Raw genomic sequence first — 18,466 nt, forward strand, 5'->3', positions numbered from 1 at the left:
TGCTACTGGTGATACTTGTTGATTCGGCTTTCCGGTTGCTACTGGTGATCCTTGTTTATTCGGCTTCCCAATTGTTACAGGCGATACTTGTTGATTTGGTTTTCCTGTTGCTACTGGTGACACTTGTTGATTTGGTTTTCCTGTTTCCACAGGCGATACTTGCGAATTCGGATTTGGTGTTGTTGGAGAAACCAATGATCCTGGGAAGTAGTTCTTTTTCTCTGACATGCTTTGTCCTCCCTTGGTATTCACATTTGATTTATTATCAATTGTCGGGATTTTAACTGCCACTGGCGAAACAACTTGCGGTTTGTTCGCATTTGGTTTTCCAGTTTGAACAGGAGATACTTGTTGATTCGCATTATTTGTCGCAGGTGATACAGTCGGTTTTGCAGGTGGAATAGGTACCTGAATTACTGGTTTTACTGTCGGTGAAACCTCTACATTAATATTAAGATTTTTTTCAGGCTTAGTAGTCGGTTGGACAGCAGGTTTTGGTTGTTCAGCTGCAGGTTGAACAACAGGCTGTGGTTGTTCAGCTGTAGGTTGAACAACAGGCTGTGGTTGAGCTACAGGTTGAACTTGTTTTTCCTTTTTAGAACCTAATGGAGCTGGTTTCTCGCTTCTTTCTGGCACTTTTATTTTCATGCCAGGATAAATCATATTTGGATTACTTAGTTGGGCATTTAATTTAACTAACTCTTCATATTCAGTATTATATTTTTGAGCAATGCTCTTAAGGGTATCGCCCTTTAGAACTATGTGAATTCTCACCTTTTCCCCTCCTGACCAATTGCCTCTACGTTGGATTGTACATTAGTACCTCACAACAATGTATGTCTGAATATTTATATTTATGATAGGAGGAAATGTAAATTGCATGAGTAGGCTCGTATAAATATTTACTTTTTTCTTGCTTTTTCTATTAAGAAAAATCGCCAATTGGCGAGCCTCTAAGCGAAGACAGAGGTATAGTTGCCCAAATACTTATAATTACAATTGGTAAAACGTCGATTTTTCTTTACCGCTATTTATTTAACTTTTTTAATTTGCAAAAAAAAATCATTTAGCTCAAATGAACTAAATGATCTTTACTTGATTGAAACTAATTATTATTTAAGCAAGCTCAAGCATTTTATCTAACGCTTTAATTGCATCTTTAGCAGTTTGTTTATCTACTTTAATAATATTTTGGATCGTACCTTTTTCGATATTTTCTAATGACCATAATAAATGTGGTAAGTCAATTCGATTCATCGTTAAACAAGGACACATAAATGGATTTAAAGAAATAATTTCTTTATCTGAATGATTTTTTATTATTCTTTGTACTAAATTCATTTCAGTTCCAATCGCCCATTTACTTCCAGCAGGAGCTGCCTCAATTTGGTCAATAATATATTTTGTTGATCCATTATCATCACTTGCTGCTACTACTTCTCTAGAGCACTCAGGATGCACAATAATTCTCATATCAGGATGATTCTTTCGCACATTCTCAATATTTTTAACGGTAAAGTTCTCATGAACCGAGCAGTGACCTTTCCAAAGAATAACTTTGATGTTATTAATATCACCATCATATTCTAAAGTGTCGTTTATCGGATTCCAAATCGCCATATGCTCTAATGGTACACCTAATTCAAACGCAGTATTTCGGCCTAAATGTTGATCTGGTAAAAATAATATACGCTCTTTTTGTGTAAACGCCCAAGAAACAACCTTTTTAGCGTTAGATGATGTTACAGTTGCACCATCATTTCGGCCAACAAACGCTTTAATTGCAGCAGTTGAATTAACATATGTTAGCGGTAAAATTGTGTCTCCGAACAGCTTTTGTAATTCTACCCATGCACGATCAGTTTGATGATGATCGGCCATATCTGCCATTGAACAGCCCGCTCTCATATCCGGTAAGATAACAACCTGTTCTTCTTCAGTTAAAATGTCTGCTGTTTCTGCCATAAAATGTACACCACAGAAAACTATATATTTTGCTTTTTTATTATTAGCTGCCACTTGTGCTAATTGAAGAGAGTCACCAGTTGAGTCTGAAAAAACGACAACTTCTTCTTTTTGGTAATGATGACCAGGAATGAAAAGTTCTTCACCTAATCTCTCTTTAATTTCTCTTACTCTTTTTTCCATTTCCTCAGTTGATAATTTATAGTACTCATCAGGAATTTGATATCCCTCATTTTTTTGAATCATATCTAAAACGTTCATTATCCCCACTCCAATCCCTTTTCTATTATAAATAGAAGCTTATATCTAATGCTTTTGCCGAATGTGTTAAACAACCTAAAGAAATAACATTTACACCACAGTTTTGAAAACTAGCTAAATTTTCTAACGTTATACCACCTGATGCTTCCGTTACAATTGATTCTGGTACAAGCTTAACAAATTCTTTAATTTCATCAGGAGTTCGATTATCAAACATAATTACATCCGCGCCAGCTTCAATTGCTTGAATTACTTGATCTTTATTTTCAGTCTCAACTTCAATTTTGACCATGTGACCTAATTTATTTCGTAATGCGTCAACTGCATTATTTATAGAACCTGCATACGCAATATGATTATCTTTAAGCATTACAGCATCGTATAGACCGAATCGGTGATTTGCTCCACCACCACAAGTAACTGCATATTTATCGAATAAACGTAAACCAGGCATCGTTTTTCTTGTATCTACTAATTTTATTTTCTCATCGTTCAGTGTTTCTACAGCTTGTGAAGTAAGTGTTGCAATTCCGCTCATTCTTTGTAAAAGATTTAGCATAACTCGTTCCCCAGATAATAAAACTTGAACAGGTCCTTCTACTTCAGCAAGCAATTGGCCTGCTTTAACTAACTCACCATCTTGTACATGTAGATTAACTGAAACATTTTCATGAAGTAGTTTATAAGTGATCTCGATTAATTCCGTTCCAGCAATTACCCCATCTGCTTTTGCAAGAACTTTTCCAGTTGTTCGTTCATGCATAGGAAAAATATGAATGGAAGATAAGTCGCCTTCTCCGATATCTTCTAATAAAAATTGCTCAATCATTTTTTTAGCTTTTAATGTATTCATTATATTCTCTCCTCAAATAGTAGCTGGTTGATCTATATATTCTATAAAATGTGAGCCGATGCTTTCTTTTCTCCCCAATGCCGCTTCTGCAATTAATTTTCCAGTAGTTAACATATTGTATCTTTCTAACTCATCTTTGCTCATTGGTCGAGAATCTAATGTTTCAGATTCTAAGTAATAAGAAAAGTACGAGATTGCCTTCTCTAAATCTACTTCATTTCTTACTATGCCGATGTATTTCATCATTTTTTCTTTAATTTCGTCCTTTGTTGGTAAGGACCTATGTCGTGGAATCATGTATTTTTGTTCATTCGCATTAGTAGAAGTAGACTGAAGGTTAGCAATAAACTTAGCAACTTTTTTCCCAAACACAATCCCTTCTAATAAGGAGTTACTAGCAAGTCGATTTGCACCGTGAACACCTGTACAAGCCACCTCACCCACCGCATACAATCCAGGAATTGTTGTTTCTCCGTTTGTAGATGTCTTTACTCCACCCATATGGAAATGTGCGCCTGGAACAACGGGAATTAAACCTTTTTTCAGATCAATTCCATTATTAATAAGATTTGATGTAATTGTCGGGAAACGTTTTTCAAATCCATTAATCATTTCGATTGATAAATAAATTTCTTCTCCATTTTGCATTTCATTAAATATTGCCCTACTAACAACGTCTCTAGGTGCTAAATCTTCAAAAGGATGTAGTCCTTTCATAATGCGACGACCAGATTTAGTGACTAAACAAGCTCCTTCTCCTCTAACAGCTTCTGACACAAGCCCTTTACATGCCCCGTTAATATAAAGCATTGTAGGGTGGAATTGAATAAATTCAAGATCTGCCATCTCGCATCCAGCTCGATAAGCCATCGCAATTCCATCCCCTGTTATGGACTTATTATTAGAACTAAATTGATACATTGCCCCAATCCCACCTGTTGCAAGTAGAGTCGTGCTAGCAACGTAAGAAATTATTTCACCAGCTTCGTTAAGAGTAAAGACGCCTTTGCATTTTCCATCTTGAATCATTAAATCGATTGCCATTTCATCTTCAATGATTGTAATTTTATCTTTTATCCGCTCATAAACAGTTTCAACTAAGTGCTTACCTGTAGCATCTCCGCCAGCATGTAAAATTCTATTTTTACGATGCGCTCCTTCTCTACCGAGATGAAACTGGCCAGTCTCATCTTTATCAAATACCATACCAATAGAAACAAGATCTTTCATAGACATTGTTCCGTTTTTAACAAGCTCTTCTACAGCTTCTATATTATTTACATTACAACCAGCAATGAGTGTATCTTCTTTATGAATTTCCCATGAATCGTCTTCTGACATGACTGCAGCAATTCCACCTTGAGCTAGCATAGAATTACTGTCCCAAATTTTCTTCTTTGTGAATAGAATCACATTTTTAGACTGACAAATTTCCTCAGCAGCCATTAAAGCAGCTATTCCACTGCCAATAATGACAACATCTGCATTTCGCATAGTTGCCCCCTCCATTTTCAGTACATCAATTTAACTTTTTATCATACAGATAAAAAAGCTGTCTTGACACCTATATTTACATATATTTAAACTAATGACAAGAAATATTTTTTTAATGTAAATAAAAGGAGGCTTCAAATTGATTTATTTAGACTATGCTGCTACAACTCCAATGAGTGACGAAGCATTGGAGACATTTGTAACTGCCTCTAAAAATTACTTTGGTAATGAGCGAAGCTTGCATGATATTGGCTCAAATGCATCACTACTACTCGAAGCTTGCCGCAAACAATTAGCGGAATTTATAAAGGCTAGCCCTGCATCAATTTACTTTACAAGTGGCGGAACTGAATCAAATTTAATTGCAATCCAAACACTGCTGAAAAGTACAAAAAAAGTCGGAAAACATATTTTAACAACAACATTAGAGCATTCTTCAATTGGTAATTATTTACAAGTTTTGAAAGAACAAGGATATGAAATAACTTATTTACCTGTTACAAATAATGGTAATATTTCATTAGAACAAATTTCAAACGCAATTCGTGAAGATACTATTTTAGGCATTTTCCAACATGTAAATTCTGAAATAGGTGCAATTCAACCTATAGACGAAATCGCTAATTTATTTAAACGCTCAAATATTTTACTTCATTGTGACTGTGTACAATCATTTGGAAAATTAGAAATTGATGTATCAAATTCAGAAATCTCTAGTATAAGTATTTCAAGCCATAAATTATATGGCCCAAAAGGTGTAGGAGCTCTTTATTTAAATCCTAAACTAACGTGCCAACCAATCTATCCTGGTACATCTCATGAGAGCGGAATCCGTCCAGGTACAGTTAACGTGCCGGCGATCGCTTCATTTGTCACTGCAGCCGGTCATTTAATAAAAAATCGATCAGAAGAGCAAGCGAGATATCACCGTTTAAAAAAATTATTAAAATCTCAATTACAAGACGTTCAACATCTTGTGAAATTTGAAGGCTCAGATGAAGAATGTATCCCAAATATAATTGGAATGAGGATTATTGGACTTGAAGGACAATTTGTTATGTTAGAATGTAATCGACATCAATTTGCCATTTCAACAGGAAGTGCTTGTGCAATAGGTATGCAAAAACCTTCAGAAACAATGCTTGCTATAGGAAGAAATCAACATGAGGCTAAACAATTTTTCAGAATTTCAATCGGTAAACTTACAACGGAAGAAGATTTAAAGCAATTTTCGTCTGTATTAAAATTAATTATTAACCAAAATCTTTAATCGAGGAATTTAAAAATGAATAAGAAACTTTTAGGAGAAGAAAGAAGAAACAAAGTACTACAATGGCTAAAGGAATCTGAGGCACCCTTATCAGGCAATTCTTTAGCTAAAAGAGCCAATGTCAGTCGGCAAGTAGTTGTAGGTGATATTACACTATTAAAAGCGAAAAATGAGCCTATATTAGCAACTGCTCAAGGATATATTTATATTCATCCTAATAAAGAAACTGACAAAATTACAAAAGTGATTATTTGTCACCATACATCTGAAGATACCCAAAGAGAACTAGAAATTTTAGTCGATCATGGCGTAACTGTTAAAGACGTAATGGTTGAACATCCTGTCTACGGATACATCACAGCCCAATTACAAATTACAAATCGTTATGATATTAACTTATTTCTTCAAAAAATGGCAGAGACAAGGTCCGTCCCTCTGTCTAACTTAACAAACGGAACTCATCTTCATACAATCGAGGCAGATAGTGAAAATCAGATAGAAAGTGCGATCTTACAATTGAAAAATGCAGGTTTTTTGGTAGATATGCCTTAGAGGTAATTAGGAGAAGTTGTCCTGAGTAGCAGGTTCTTAGGAAATTCTGCTTATTATGATATAGCTGGTACTTAGTACGACGAGTTCTGATCAATTTAGGAATTTTAGTTCATTTAGAATGGGGCGTCTTGTAGGTCAGAGTCATTGACTACGAGTGCCCTTTTTTAATTGTAATAGTAGCTTGAGCGGGGGTATCTCTGCGTTGCACTTTCTTTTGAAGTTAATATTTTACACAATTTACATGTCATAATCCCCTAACCGGTATGGGTATTACTTCAATTTATTTGCGATTCCCGAGGTTTTAATTGCGATTTTGTGGTTTTAATTGCGATTCGATAATTTTATTTGCGATTGATCATTATTTAATTGCACCAAAACCACACTTATTTGCAGTTCTACTTCCTCCAATTTGTAGCTTGATTCCACTATACTTCACTTTTCTGAGATACTAATAACTCCATTTGCAGTTTCTTATTTGTAACTAAAAAAAAGAAGGTATCTTTTAAGACACCCTCTTTTAATATTGAAATGATTAATCGATAAACTCGAATTCATATTCAGAAATTTTAACGATATCTCCATTTTTCGCACCGCGCTCACGTAATGCTTCATCGATACCCATACCACGCATTTGACGAGCAAATCGACGAATCGATTCTTCACGTTCAAAGTTAGTCATTTTGAATACCTTCTCAAGTTCTTCACCTTTAACGACAAACGTTCCATCACTTTCACGAGTAATTTCGAAACTTGGCGCTTCTTTTTGGTATTTATAAAGAACACGTAATGGTTTGTCTTCCTCTTCATCATGAAGTGGGAATTCTGGAGTTGTTTCAACTAAATCTGCAACAGTAAATAATAAGTCACGTAATCCTTGGCGTGTTACTGCTGAAATTGGGAAAATTTGAACCTCATCCCCAACTTGTTCCTTAAATTTAGCTAAGTTTTCTTCAGATTCTGGAATATCCATTTTATTTGCAACGACTACTTGAGGTCGTTCAGTTAAACGTAGATTGTATTCTTTAAGCTCTTGATTGATTGTTAAGTAATCTTCATAAGGATCTCTACCTTCAAGACCTGACATATCAATAACATGAACAATTACACGTGTTCTTTCGATATGACGTAAGAATTGATGTCCAAGTCCTACACCTTGATGGGCTCCTTCGATTAATCCAGGTAAATCAGCCATTACGAAGCTACGACTATCTTCAGTTTCGACTACACCTAAGTTCGGAACAATTGTTGTAAAATGATATTCAGCGATTTTTGGTCTAGCAGAACTTACAACAGATAATAATGTTGATTTACCAACGCTTGGGAAACCAACTAATCCAACATCAGCTAAAACTTTAAGTTCTAGTTGAATGTTTCTTTCTTTACCTGGCTCACCATTTTCAGCAATTTCTGGAGCTGGATTTGCAGGAGTAGCAAATCGACTATTCCCACGGCCTCCACGGCCTCCTCTTGCAATAATAGCTGTTTGACCATCCATTGTAAGGTCGGCTATTAATTCGCCAGTATCAGCGTCTGTAACGATTGTTCCAGGTGGTACCTTTACAATCATATCATCTGCGCCTTTACCATGTTGACTTTTTGACATACCGTGTTGACCACGGTCTGCTTTAAAATGACGTTTATAACGGAAATCCATTAATGTTCTTAATCCTTCATCTACTCTAAAAACAACATTAGCACCTTTACCACCGTCGCCACCAGCTGGGCCACCTTTTGGTACATACTTCTCACGACGGAAGGCTACCATACCATTTCCGCCGTCACCACCTTTTACATATATCTTGACTTGATCAATAAACATAAATCCACCACTCTTTATTTTTCCATTTTAAATTCGATACTGCACTCATCTGTTTCACAAAAATATGACATCATTCTTATTTTCGAGCTGTCATTTGATGATGAAACAATCCACTTCAACATTTCTTCTTTCTTAGTTAGTTTACCTCTGAAGTCAAAAAAGAAACTAACTGTTTTATCATTTATTTCAATTGTTAAACTAACAAAATTTTCCTCATAAATATGTACCCAAGATTCTAGCTTTTCTAAAAAAATTTGAATCCATTCTGTCATCACTTGATCCAAATTTTTTAGCGAACATGGTTCACCTAAAATTTCATAATCTAGCACAATTGTACGAGGCTTCCAGTTATACGTAATAATAAATTCTGCAAACTCTGGAATTTTTAACGAACAAATTTTTGCTTCATTTAAAGAATCAGCGACTATTTTCGTCATCGTTTCTTCTAATTGTTCGGCTTGACCAGTGGCCATATATCCTTTTATTAATTGAATTCGATTTAACCAATCATGACGTGAATGTCTTAATACCTCTAGAACGTCCCATTTCTCCTGCATTGTATTTCTCCTATAGGTTTACATTTTTGGTATTTATGAAGGTAAAATTATTAAATAGACTCGGCATTTTGGTAATTCATTTTGAACGTCCCAAACTAGTTTTTAACCAGTACAATGCCGAGTCTCGGAGCATATTGTTTGAGAGGTTGCTGTGATCAACTCTTTTTGAAGTTGAAAAGCAATTTATTAGAAATTAAGAAATTAAAATTTCTTGTGTAAAGAAAAACTCTAACCTAAAAGGTTAGAGTTTCTAAGTTAGTTTCTTAAGCTTCTTGAGCTACAGGGTATACACTTACTTGTTTGCGGTCACGGCCTAAACGTTCGAATTTAACTACGCCATCAACCTTCGCAAATAATGTGTCATCTCCACCACGACCAACGTTTACACCTGGATAAATCTTAGTGCCGCGTTGACGGTAAAGAATTGAACCACCAGTTACGAATTGTCCATCAGCACGTTTAGCGCCAAGACGTTTTGACATTGAGTCACGACCGTTTTTTGTAGAACCTACTCCCTTTTTAGAAGCAAATAACTGAAGATTTAATTTTAACATGGTTACACCTCCTGTTTTACTCGTTTATAGTGACAAAGTCACCGTAACTTGCAGCGATAGTTTGTAAAGATACGATCATCGCTTCAAGGATAAGTTGCGCTTTTTGCATATTTTCATCGTTTAAATCAATTGGTAATTGATACTTCAAGATTGCTCTCTTTTCATCAATAACCGTATTTAATTCAGAAGCTATATGACAAATTGCTTCCAATGCATTAATAGTTCCAATCGAAACTGCTGAAATACCCGCACAGACAATGTCAGTACCAGAATCAGCAAAAAATGCATGTCCACTTATTTTAAAGGACCCTATACGTCCATCTTTTAAACGTTCAATTGTTATTTTAGTCATCACTTAAAATTAAGCGTTGATTTTTTCGATAACAACTTTAGTGTAAGGTTGACGATGACCTTGCTTACGACGGTAGTTCTTTTTAGATTTGTATTTGAATACAAGAATCTTTTTAGCTTTACCGTTCTTTTCAACTTTTGCAGTTACAGTAGCTCCTTCAACAGTTGGGCTACCAACTTTGATGTTTTCGCCACCTACGAATAAAACTTTGTCGAATGTTACAGTTTCACCTGCGTTAGTATCAAGTTTTTCGATGTAGATTACTTGACCTTCTTCAACTTTGATTTGTTTACCACCAGTTTCAATAATTGCGTACATAATTGCACCTCCTCAATAGTCTAAGACTCGCCAAAAGTAGGCATGCTATAAAGCAATTTAATACCCACAATGAGCGGTTGTAGCACGGGTGCGCTACAAACAATAACATTATGATGTTACCATGATGCATGTCGAATGTCAATAACTTCTTTAACTATTAGCTGCTTCTAAATAAAGCTTCATTTCATTGGTCGTACCTGTTCTAACAATTTCGTAAAATGGTGTTTTAGAAGAACTAATCTTTAAAAATATCTTTAGAAACATTGCTTTTTCTAGTCTTTGAATATGATTATTTTGCTCTCCATTCAACGCATTTGCAACTTCTTCGTTACATTCAACAAGTATTGCCTCTACATCGTTTGCTGAAAGTTCCCAAAGTGCTCTTTCTAGTTCAAAAACAGTCTGTACTGTATTTTTCACAAGTCCACTTCCGTTACACACAGGACATTTCTGATGTGTTGCTTCAATATGTGAATGTGCCGTTCTCTTTCGAGTGAGCTCAAATAAGCCGAGGTCAGTAAATCCAAATAGCTTCGTATATGCTCGATCACCTTTAAAAGATTCCTTTAGTAGATCAAAAATACTTTTTTGTTTCTCGGTAGTTTTCATATTTATAAAATCAATAATAATCATTCCGCCAATATCTCGAAGTCTTAATTGGCGAGCAATTTCAATCGCAGCAAGCTGATTCGTTTTGTATACAGTATCTTCCCGATCATTTTTCCCACCAAACTTACCGGTATTAACATCAATAACTGTCATTGCTTCTGTTTGTTCTATTATTAGAAAGGAGCCATTCTTTAACCAGACTATTTGTTTAAATGATTTTTCGATTTGATCCTCAATCTTGAATGCCTCGAATATATTTTCGATCCCTCTATAACTTGTAACTTGTATTTCGGCTGGCAAATAATTTTGGTAAGAGACTAGATCATCAATTATCAATTCACATATCGTATCTTTAGGATGCAGTTTAAAAAATTTTGTAAATAGCGAATTTGCTTCCCATACACAAGAAATTTTTTTATAATCTTGGCTTTTTAGTGACTCATATAATGACTGAAAAGCTTTCAGTTCGCTTAATATTTCATCCGTTATTGCATTATCACAAGAAGATCTGAAAATCACTCCGTCATGTTCATTTGTATACTCTCTACCTAACGAATATAATTTATTTCGTTTTGATTCTTTTTTGATCTTATTTGAAACTGCTACTTGTTTTGTAAGTGGAAAATAAACTACATAATCACCTGAAATCTCTATATTATTAGTTAACTTTGGACCCTTCTCATCAAATGCATCCTTAATGACTTGAACTAAAATATATTGACCTTTGTGGAATTTTTGTCTAATTACGGATTCGATCTTTATGTCAGATTCCATACCTTCAATTGTATCTTCAAATCGCAAAAAACCGTTTTTATTTAAGCCTATATTTACAAAAATGGCATTCAATTTTGGCATTACTTCTTGGACTTGCCCTATATATATATTTCCTACATGTGTATTCTTATCTGCTGATGAAAACCATTCTACTAGCTGGTCATCCTCAATTACAGCAATTCTCTTCTCTGAATGTTTAACATTCATAATAACTTTCTTCAAACTCATCTTCCTAACTATGTATAGTATCTATCATTTTATTCATTTAAATAGAAAAAAGCTAGTTAATATATTCCAAATTGTCTACTCACATGAATATTAAAAATTGAATATTATATTTCTATATAACTGAAGTCATATTTTAATTTTGAATTCCTAAACTTAACAAGAATTGGAGTGATTAAATGAATATTGTTCTTTCAATTCTTATTCCAACTGTACCTGAAAGAATGGACTATTTGAAGCGTATTGTTGACGAATTGGAAAATCAGTGTAAACCATATCCTGTTGAAATATTGGTTCTTTTAGAAAATAAAAAAAGAACTACTGGAGAAAAAAGAAATGTTTTAATCGAGCAGGCAAAAGGAGAATACGTAGTATTTATCGATGATGATGATCGTATTGCATCAAATTATATAGAATTATTATGCCAAGCAATTTGTGAAACACCAAAGGTAGATTGTATCGTTTTTGATGTTTTAGTAAATTTTAACAACCAATATTCAAAGATTTGTAAATATGGGAAAGAGTTTGAACATGGGGAAGATGACAATTATTATTACCGGAAACCTAATCATTTAATGTGCTATTCTAAACAGATCGCATCTTCACATAAATTTCTCAATATCAGTTTTGGAGAAGACGATGAATGGGGAAGAAGAGTTTCAAATGATATAAAAAATCAAAAAAGAATAGATTCTATACTGTATTATTATGATTATATTCCAAAAGACCCTTCTTGGTATGTTTAGCTATATAAAAAAATGGCCTCACGTAGAGACCATCTTTTTTGTTTAAACTTATCTTTTAGGAAATAGTAATTGTGCCAAGAGTCTATAACTAACTGATCAGTTCTTCAAGCGAATAAGTTGCTTTCTTCTCGGTAAAGTACGCATGTAATAATTCATTTTCATCTAGCATTTGTTGGTTCTTTCTATCTAATGTAAAAACCACATTGTATTTATAGCCTTTTTGAAAATTAGAAAAGACTTGAAATAATTTTGTTTCTTTATTTAAGGAAATTGATTTAATTTTTTGGATATATGGTTTGTTTCCATAAAATCGTTCCATTAAAAAACGAATAACTACAAAATGCCTATTTTTCCATTCTCCCCATAAAGAAACAATTAAAAATAATAGACAAACCCATATTGTAATATTCATTGGTTGTATTAAAATTGTAATGATTGAACTTAAAACTAAAAAGACAAATGAAGAGTATAAACTATATAGATGAGCTTTTACGAATGGAAAAATTAATGAAAATAACTGATTGATTAATTTTCCACCGTCCAATGGCCAAATTGGTAATAAATTAAAACAAAGAATACTAACATTAAAATTAATAAAAAGATTATATAAATTTTCAGGCAGAAAATTCATTTGAAAAAGTATGTTAGCAATAATATATAACGTTAAATGTTGAATAGGTCCAGCGATTGTAACAATAAATTCCTCGTAGGTTGGTCTATTTCCGTGTTCATCTAGATCGACGACACCTCCAAAGGGAAGAAGTGTAATTTTGTTAATCCGCCAATTAAATGAAGTAGCTGCTATTGCGTGTCCTAATTCATGACAGAAAATAATAATCGAAACAAACAATACGGACCAAAAGTTTGCGGTCAAAATTCCAATACATGCTATTAATAAATAGAGTGGATGAACTGAAATTTTAGATGGAAGAGCAAGCCATTTATTCAAATGGAATCACCTGTTTCGGATCAATAAATTTTTCCCCCATTTTAATTGCAAAGTAATAAGTTCCTAGATTCCCATCATCATTAGTAGATACCGTTCCGATCACTTTTTTACTATCTACTTCATCATAAACTTTTACATTTGTGGAGCCCAACTTTCCGTACCATGATTCTGAGCCATCTGCATGTTGAATGATAACTGTATTTCCTAAATTATCTTTCTTTCCTACAAATATAACCCGACCTTTTTTAATTGAATCTACCTTTTGATTTGCTTCTGTTTGAATTAATATTCCTTGACCATCCGTTTTAAAACTTTGTAGTACTTTCCCACTAGCGGGAACAGCGTAATTATCACTACCAACATTTTCTTTTTTATCATTTAATTGGGGTAAAAAAGCTAGTGGAGTTCCAAAACGATCTTCGTACCACTTTTGTAGTGAAGCAAATTGAAATTCACTATTATAAACTTGTGAAAGACCTTGCCGAACCTGAGAGGCAATAGGTGAGCTACTTTTTAAAATGATTGCTAAAGCAAGTACTATAATCGCAGCTAACAAACTCCTAAACATAAAGTTCGAGTTTGTCATTATCTTTTTCCCTTGCTCTTCTACCAAATCATCATAAGTGTAAGTGTATCCGCCCTCAGCATTTTGTACTTCCTTTACCGGAAATTTGTTCATCATTTGATTCTGATTTCCCCATTTTTCCTCTTGTTCTCGCCGTTTAGCGATCCGCTTTCTTATATCGTCTACGCGCTTACTCAAAGTGTGTGTCACCTCTCCTCGTAATCTTATTAATTCATTTATATGAGTCGATAGGACAACTTATGAGTAGATAATTTGAAAAGTAATCCAAGGCGTAAAAGCATAATTTCTTAGTCGGTAAGGGCTAAAAAAAAGAAAAACACTTCGCATGTTTACGAAGTGTTATCGAATACCAAATAATTTTTTTACTTTAAAGAAAATACTCTTATCTGTTTCTAATGATTGCAATGGTACCGACTCACCTAGCACTCTTCTTGCGATATTTCTATATGCAATTGAAGCTTTTGAATTTGGATTCATTGCAACAGGTTCACCACTATTAGTTGCCTTAAGAACGTTTTCATCATCTTGGACAATACCGATTAAATCGACAGCTAACATTGATGTAATATCATCAACATCTAAACTATCTTTATTTTCCATCATGTGGCTTCTAATACGGTTGATTACTAGTTTTGGAGGTTCAATATCCTCTTGATCTAATAATCCTATAATACGATCTGCATCACGAATTGAAGAAACTTCTGGCGTCGTGACAACAATCGCTTTATCCGCACCTGCTACTGCATTTTTATATCCTTGTTCAATACCAGCAGGGCAGTCTATTAATATATAATCATAGTCTTTTTTCAATTCATCAACTAGCTCTTTCATTTGTTCAGGAGAAACAGCAGTTTTATCACTTGTTTGAGCAGCAGGTAATAAGTATAAGCATTCAAAGCGCTTATCTTTTATTAGTGCCTGGTGCGTTTTACAGCGGCCTTCAACAACGTCTACTAAATCATAGACAATACGATTTTCTAAACCCATTACAACATCTAAGTTACGTAGGCCTATATCAGTGTCAATTAAACACACTTTTTTACCAAACATTGCTAAAGCTGTTCCCAAATTTGCTGATGTTGTTGTTTTACCAACTCCACCTTTACCAGATGTAATTACTATAGCCTCTCCCACAGTTACATCATGCCCCTTTCTAACCTTGTCAAACTAGGTCTAAGATGAGTCAGAAATTGTATGCGATCGACAATGATTTGGCCGTCTTCATTTATATAAGCACATTCCATTTCATTGCCTTCATCACCATAATGATCCGGTGCTCTGTTCATTATGCTGCAAATTCTCAACTGCATTGGCCTCATTATTGATGCCGCAATGACTGCCTCCTTATTACCATTAAAACCGGCATGAGCAGTACCTCTTAGAGCACCCATAATAAAGATATTTCCACCCGCAATAACAGTTCCACCTGGGTTAACATCACCGATTAACAGTAAATCACCTTTCACTTGGAGAATCTGACCGGATCTTACCATTCTACAAATAGGTACAATTTCCTCCCTTTTCATCCATTCAATAGCATCTTGCTTCGAAATAACATTACTTTCGATTGTCTCGACAACAAGATTATTCTTTTTACGAACAATTGAACGAATTATTTCATCTTGTTCGGGAGATAAAAAACGATTTCCTATTTTTAAACGAACTGCAAGTAAGGGACGATCATTGCTCTCAAACAAGTGGGTAGACAGTCTTTCTTCAATTTCATCTACTAAAATCTGAAAAGAACATGTATCATCGAGGTGCAGTGTTAGACCATCTTTCGTTCCTTTAATTGTAACATATTGTTGCCTCTGTTCCATGATAAGTGTTCACCCCGATTGTATAATTCGACATGCACCCGAAAAATCCTTTATTTTTCCTCATTATTTTCACGAATCGTTCTTAATAATGATGAGAAAGGATAAGCAAAAATTAATATAAATAGTGCATTCAGTAATAATGTCGGAAATAATCGATGATTCATAAAGTATGTATTATTCATATTTGTAAATCCGAATAAAGCATTTAACCCGTATACTAAATATTCTAATGCTGCAGTCCATATTAAAACAAGAATACTTCGAACGAATAAATTCGCGTATAGTATTTTCATCGCTTGACTTATTAAGAAAATAAATAAAGGAAAAGCAGCCAAATAAATACCAATAACCTCTGTATAAACAATATCATAAACAAATCCAAAGATAACACCATAAATCAGTGCTTTTTTCGGATTATAATATAACGTCATAAATAATAATCCAAAAAATAAAAAATGTGGAACAACTGTCGCATCGTGACCAAGAATATTTGGCGATACAGTTGAAACATAAATATTTTCTAATATAAAAAGAAGTGATAAAAGCAGAGGTAAACCATACTTACTCATTTACTCCCTACTCTCCTTTCTTTGGCTGATCGATTGAACGTTTAACAGCAAGTACGTGATCAATATCATTAAAATCCGCTTGTGGCTTGATATACGCTGTTTGTGTTAGCCCATGTTCATCAGGAACAACCTCTTCAACTTTTCCTATTACTAAATTAGCCGGAAAAACACCACCTAGACCCGAAGTCACGACTGTTTGTCCTTTTTTTACTTTTGCAGTTGAAGGAATTCGTTTGAATAATAAAGCCTGTTTCTCAACATCATAACCTTCAATCAAACCAAAAACCGTGTTTTTGTCTTGGATTTTAGCAGAAATTCGATTCGTTCGATCTGAAGAACTTAATAATTGTACAGTTGATGAAAATTTAGAAACATTCTTCACTTTTCCTATTAAGCCTTTTGCAGTAATAACAGCCATTTCTTTTTCTATTCCGCTTAACGATCCTTTATCAATTGTTATTATTTGTTGCCATTTATCAGGATCTCTAATCGTTACAGTAGCTTGAAATGTATCATAATCGCTTAGACTTTTGTCAATTCCCATCATGTCTTTTAATTCTTTATTTTCTTTTTCTAAAGCCTTCTCATGTACAGATAATTCAACATACTTATCAAGTTTACTTTTCAACACTTTATTTTCATCGTATGTATCTTTTAAATCCGCAATATTATTAAAGAAACCCGCAATAAGTTGTGCGGGTTTATTAAATACTTTTTCAGTCAAACTTACTGTATCTTTAATAAACTGCTCGGGAATTGAAAGGTTTCTGTTACTTCTTAAAGAATAGCCTAAAAGTGCCACTAGTAAGATAATAGCAGCTAGGACAATCATTAAACGTTTATTTTGAAAAAATTGTGGCATTCTTACACCCTCTTATAACATTTCAACTTTTATTCCAATGTATTCATGCGTGTAATCCTCACTAATACTAGTGAGGATTACACATTTTTTGCTAATCTTCTTATTAAAGAACTTTCTTTAGGAGCTATTTCTTTTAGAAAACTAGCGAATTTTTTAACACTGCCACTAAAAATTTATCGATATGAATTTGAAGTAAAATTCTTTTTGAATATATCGATATTGTCTAATGCTTTACCTGTACCCATTGCTACACAATCAAGAGGGTCTTCCGCAACAATTACAGGCATATTTGTTTCTTGTGCAATTACTTTATCAAGATTACGAAGAAGTGCTCCGCCACCTGTTAAAACAATTCCACGATCAATAATATCAGCTGCTAGTTCAGGTGGAGTTTTCTCTAAAGTATTTTTCACAGATTCAACAATTGCATCAACTGTATCGCTTAATGCAGCCGCAACTTCTTCTCCATGAATCGTAATTGTTTTAGGTAAACCTGAAATTAAGTCTCGACCACGAATATCCATTTTTTCATCTGTATCAGTATTGATAGCAGAACCAATTTCAAGCTTTAATTGCTCGGCAGTTCGTTCACCGATTGATAAGTTATAGTTCTTTTTAATATATTGAATGATCGCTTCGTCCATATCATCACCGGCAGTACGGATTGACTGACTTGTAACAATTCCACCAAGTGAAATAATTGCAACTTCAGTTGTTCCTCCACCAATATCAACAACCATACTTCCAGTCGGTTCCATAACTGGTAAATTAGCTCCAATTGCAGCAGCAAAAGGTTCTTCAATTAAGAATGCATCACGTGCACCAGCTTGTCTAGTCGCATCAATAACAGCTCTTTTTTCAACAGCAGTAATACCTGAAGGTACACAAACCATTACATAAGGTTTACGTGAGAAAAATCCGTTACTCTTTTGAGCTTGATCAATATAGTGTTTCATCATCGTTGCTGTTGTTTCAAAATCAGCAATTACCCCATCTTTCATTGGTCTAGTTGCAACAACATTTCCTGGAGTACGACCAATCATAAGTTTTGCTGAATTACCTACAGCAACAATTTGTTTTGTATCTGTCTTTAAAGCAACAACAGATGGTTCTCTAACCACAATTCCTTTTCCTTTTACAAAGACTAAAGTATTTGCAGTACCTAAGTCTATTCCTAAATCTCGTGTAAATCCGCCTAATCCAAACATATGTATCTTCCTTTCTAAAACGTACAACTTAAATTCATATTTAAAGTATCTATACTATATTTTCTTATCGTTAGTAAATAACAGGTTTTTATCCATAACTTACATTATAAAACAATTAGCCAC

Annotated in this window: 20 protein-coding genes and 1 other annotated feature; of the genes, 3 read left to right on the top strand and 17 right to left on the bottom strand. The window is 34.1% G+C overall.

All coding sequences use genetic code 11. The features are described from left to right. The 4 genes from CN601_RS13705 to nadB form a co-directional block, all read right to left on the bottom strand. A partial coding sequence (locus CN601_RS13705) for a LysM peptidoglycan-binding domain-containing protein (protein ID WP_142317351.1) occupies positions 1-774 on the bottom strand: 774 nt, incomplete at its 3' end. A 342-nt stretch (positions 775-1,116) separates the two neighbouring features. Beyond that, positions 1,117-2,226: a quinolinate synthase NadA gene (gene nadA, locus CN601_RS13710; protein ID WP_098120228.1), complete on the bottom strand. Its 1,110-nt coding sequence runs from the start codon at positions 2,224-2,226 to the stop codon at positions 1,117-1,119. A gap of 25 nt (positions 2,227-2,251) precedes the next feature. Next, positions 2,252-3,079, bottom strand: coding sequence for a carboxylating nicotinate-nucleotide diphosphorylase (nadC, locus tag CN601_RS13715; RefSeq protein ID WP_098171351.1), 828 nt, complete (start codon positions 3,077-3,079; stop codon positions 2,252-2,254). 12 nt (positions 3,080-3,091) lie between these two features. Beyond that, positions 3,092-4,573 (bottom strand): L-aspartate oxidase, encoded by a 1,482-nt coding sequence (gene nadB / locus CN601_RS13720; RefSeq protein WP_098171352.1) that lies wholly within the window; start codon positions 4,571-4,573, stop codon positions 3,092-3,094. A 139-nt stretch (positions 4,574-4,712) separates the two neighbouring features. Between nadB and CN601_RS13725 the strand changes: the two genes are divergently transcribed. Both CN601_RS13725 and CN601_RS13730 read left to right on the top strand, forming a co-directional pair. After that, the gene (locus tag CN601_RS13725; protein WP_098120231.1) at positions 4,713-5,843 is read left to right on the top strand and encodes an IscS subfamily cysteine desulfurase; all 1,131 of its coding nucleotides are present in this window, start codon (positions 4,713-4,715) and stop codon (positions 5,841-5,843) included. A 15-nt stretch (positions 5,844-5,858) separates the two neighbouring features. Continuing rightward, positions 5,859-6,395, top strand: a complete 537-nt coding sequence (locus CN601_RS13730) for a transcription repressor NadR (protein WP_098120232.1) — start codon at positions 5,859-5,861, stop codon at positions 6,393-6,395. A gap of 532 nt (positions 6,396-6,927) precedes the next feature. Here the strand turns inward: CN601_RS13730 and obgE are convergent. From obgE to CN601_RS13760, 6 genes are all read right to left on the bottom strand, one after another. Further along, the gene (gene obgE, locus CN601_RS13735; protein WP_098120233.1) at positions 6,928-8,214 is read right to left on the bottom strand and encodes a GTPase ObgE; all 1,287 of its coding nucleotides are present in this window, start codon (positions 8,212-8,214) and stop codon (positions 6,928-6,930) included. A 14-nt stretch (positions 8,215-8,228) separates the two neighbouring features. Then, complete coding sequence (locus CN601_RS13740) at positions 8,229-8,771, bottom strand: Spo0B C-terminal domain-containing protein (RefSeq protein WP_098120234.1); 543 nt, start codon at positions 8,769-8,771, stop codon at positions 8,229-8,231. 263 nt (positions 8,772-9,034) lie between these two features. Continuing rightward, positions 9,035-9,325 (bottom strand): 50S ribosomal protein L27, encoded by a 291-nt coding sequence (gene rpmA, locus CN601_RS13745; RefSeq protein WP_025672162.1) that lies wholly within the window; start codon positions 9,323-9,325, stop codon positions 9,035-9,037. 16 nt (positions 9,326-9,341) lie between these two features. Further along, positions 9,342-9,677, bottom strand: a complete 336-nt coding sequence (locus tag CN601_RS13750) for a ribosomal-processing cysteine protease Prp (RefSeq protein ID WP_098120235.1) — start codon at positions 9,675-9,677, stop codon at positions 9,342-9,344. A 9-nt stretch (positions 9,678-9,686) separates the two neighbouring features. Beyond that, positions 9,687-9,995, bottom strand: a complete 309-nt coding sequence (gene rplU / locus CN601_RS13755) for a 50S ribosomal protein L21 (RefSeq protein ID WP_098120236.1) — start codon at positions 9,993-9,995, stop codon at positions 9,687-9,689. A gap of 13 nt (positions 9,996-10,008) precedes the next feature. Further along, positions 10,009-10,084 (bottom strand) — a sequence feature (ribosomal protein L21 leader region). Positions 10,085-10,145: 61 nt separating this feature from the next. Beyond that, positions 10,146-11,600 carry an Rne/Rng family ribonuclease gene (locus CN601_RS13760; protein ID WP_179865553.1) on the bottom strand — a complete coding sequence of 485 codons (1,455 nt, stop codon included), beginning with the start codon at positions 11,598-11,600 and terminating at the stop codon, positions 10,146-10,148. A gap of 182 nt (positions 11,601-11,782) precedes the next feature. On the opposite strand from CN601_RS13760, the gene CN601_RS13765 reads away from it, so the two are divergent. After that, positions 11,783-12,349: a glycosyltransferase family A protein gene (locus CN601_RS13765; protein ID WP_098171354.1), complete on the top strand. Its 567-nt coding sequence runs from the start codon at positions 11,783-11,785 to the stop codon at positions 12,347-12,349. Between the two features lie 88 nt (positions 12,350-12,437). On the opposite strand, the gene CN601_RS13770 is transcribed toward CN601_RS13765, so the two are convergent. The 7 genes from CN601_RS13770 to CN601_RS13800 form a co-directional block, all read right to left on the bottom strand. After that, complete coding sequence (locus CN601_RS13770) at positions 12,438-13,298, bottom strand: site-2 protease family protein (RefSeq protein ID WP_098120239.1); 861 nt, start codon at positions 13,296-13,298, stop codon at positions 12,438-12,440. After that, a complete protein-coding gene (locus tag CN601_RS13775; protein ID WP_257131713.1) occupies positions 13,291-14,061 on the bottom strand; it encodes a M23 family metallopeptidase in 771 nt (256 codons plus the stop codon). The genes CN601_RS13770 and CN601_RS13775 overlap by 8 nt, the downstream gene beginning before the upstream one ends. Positions 14,062-14,223: 162 nt before the next feature. Then, complete coding sequence (gene minD, locus CN601_RS13780) at positions 14,224-15,018, bottom strand: septum site-determining protein MinD (RefSeq protein ID WP_098120240.1); 795 nt, start codon at positions 15,016-15,018, stop codon at positions 14,224-14,226. A 2-nt stretch (positions 15,019-15,020) separates the two neighbouring features. Continuing rightward, complete coding sequence (minC, locus tag CN601_RS13785; RefSeq protein WP_098120241.1) at positions 15,021-15,707, bottom strand: septum site-determining protein MinC; 687 nt, start codon at positions 15,705-15,707, stop codon at positions 15,021-15,023. A 47-nt stretch (positions 15,708-15,754) separates the two neighbouring features. Beyond that, positions 15,755-16,273 carry a rod shape-determining protein MreD gene (mreD, locus tag CN601_RS13790; protein WP_098120242.1) on the bottom strand — a complete coding sequence of 173 codons (519 nt, stop codon included), beginning with the start codon at positions 16,271-16,273 and terminating at the stop codon, positions 15,755-15,757. A 7-nt stretch (positions 16,274-16,280) separates the two neighbouring features. Continuing rightward, positions 16,281-17,135 (bottom strand): rod shape-determining protein MreC, encoded by an 855-nt coding sequence (gene mreC, locus CN601_RS13795; protein WP_098120243.1) that lies wholly within the window; start codon positions 17,133-17,135, stop codon positions 16,281-16,283. A 173-nt stretch (positions 17,136-17,308) separates the two neighbouring features. Beyond that, positions 17,309-18,343: a rod shape-determining protein gene (locus tag CN601_RS13800; protein WP_098120244.1), complete on the bottom strand. Its 1,035-nt coding sequence runs from the start codon at positions 18,341-18,343 to the stop codon at positions 17,309-17,311. Positions 18,344-18,466: the final 123 nt, after the last annotated feature.

It is taken from the genome of Bacillus sp. AFS017336, assembly GCF_002555445.1.
Classification (GTDB): Bacteria; Bacillota; Bacilli; order Bacillales; family Bacillaceae_G; genus Gottfriedia.

Excerpts from the sequence above, each read along its gene's own strand:
- nadA (WP_098120228.1), bottom strand. The coding sequence starts at position 2,226 with ATGAACGTTTTAGATATGATTCAAAAAAATGAGGGATATCAAATTCCT.
- nadC (WP_098171351.1), bottom strand. The coding sequence starts at position 3,079 with ATGAATACATTAAAAGCTAAAAAAATGATTGAGCAATTTTTATTAGAA.
- nadB (WP_098171352.1), bottom strand. The coding sequence starts at position 4,573 with ATGCGAAATGCAGATGTTGTCATTATTGGCAGTGGAATAGCTGCTTTA.
- CN601_RS13730 (WP_098120232.1), top strand. The coding sequence starts at position 5,859 with ATGAATAAGAAACTTTTAGGAGAAGAAAGAAGAAACAAAGTACTACAA.
- obgE (WP_098120233.1), bottom strand. The coding sequence starts at position 8,214 with ATGTTTATTGATCAAGTCAAGATATATGTAAAAGGTGGTGACGGCGGA.
- CN601_RS13740 (WP_098120234.1), bottom strand. The coding sequence starts at position 8,771 with ATGCAGGAGAAATGGGACGTTCTAGAGGTATTAAGACATTCACGTCAT.
- rpmA (WP_025672162.1), bottom strand. The coding sequence starts at position 9,325 with ATGTTAAAATTAAATCTTCAGTTATTTGCTTCTAAAAAGGGAGTAGGT.
- CN601_RS13750 (WP_098120235.1), bottom strand. The coding sequence starts at position 9,677 with ATGACTAAAATAACAATTGAACGTTTAAAAGATGGACGTATAGGGTCC.
- rplU (WP_098120236.1), bottom strand. The coding sequence starts at position 9,995 with ATGTACGCAATTATTGAAACTGGTGGTAAACAAATCAAAGTTGAAGAA.
- CN601_RS13765 (WP_098171354.1), top strand. The coding sequence starts at position 11,783 with ATGAATATTGTTCTTTCAATTCTTATTCCAACTGTACCTGAAAGAATG.
- mreD (WP_098120242.1), bottom strand. The coding sequence starts at position 16,273 with ATGAGTAAGTATGGTTTACCTCTGCTTTTATCACTTCTTTTTATATTA.
- mreC (WP_098120243.1), bottom strand. The coding sequence starts at position 17,135 with ATGCCACAATTTTTTCAAAATAAACGTTTAATGATTGTCCTAGCTGCT.
- CN601_RS13800 (WP_098120244.1), bottom strand. The coding sequence starts at position 18,343 with ATGTTTGGATTAGGCGGATTTACACGAGATTTAGGAATAGACTTAGGT.